Here is a 424-nt window from a genome sequence, read left to right as displayed (position 1 = left end):
CAATGACAGGCAAAGCAAATGACATCATTAAAAACGACATATCTAATGGTGAAGCATCCAGCTGAAAAGCGGCTAACGTTAGCACGGCCAAAATGTGAAGCCAGTCTCCAAGTGAAGAAATGGTTTGTGAGGCTAACAGTGTCATCAGCCCTTTTTGAGTGCGAAACAACGGTTTTTCCATGATTCATCCTCCTAAATAATAAAAATGACACTAGTGTCGTTTTTATTGTATGGGAAAAAGACGCAAGACACAATCTTTTTCTTGTAAAATAAAGGAGAAGAGTGAAAAGAAGGGGGAACATGCATGACAACAGACAACCTAAGCTACCCAATCGGAGAATACAAGCCGAGGGAATCCATAACGAAGGAGCAAAAAGATGAATGGATACAAGCCCTTGAAAAAGTGCCGGCTCAACTGAAGCAA

2 pseudogenes are annotated in these 424 nt (G+C 41.0%); one reads left to right on the top strand and one right to left on the bottom strand.

Annotated features, from left to right (window positions below):
• A pseudogene (locus RVS70_RS22670) lies at positions 1-181 on the bottom strand (MFS transporter); the annotation flags it as partial.
• Positions 182-304: 123 nt separating this feature from the next.
• Here RVS70_RS22670 and RVS70_RS22665 point away from each other — a divergent pair.
• Positions 305-424: pseudogene (locus RVS70_RS22665) on the top strand (metal-dependent hydrolase); the annotation flags it as partial.

It is taken from the genome of Virgibacillus sp. M23, assembly GCF_034190895.1.
GTDB classification, from domain to species: Bacteria; Bacillota; Bacilli; order Bacillales; family Amphibacillaceae; genus Virgibacillus; species Virgibacillus salarius.
Note: the sequence above shows the minus strand (reverse complement) of the source record. Positions and strands in the feature narration are given on the sequence as shown.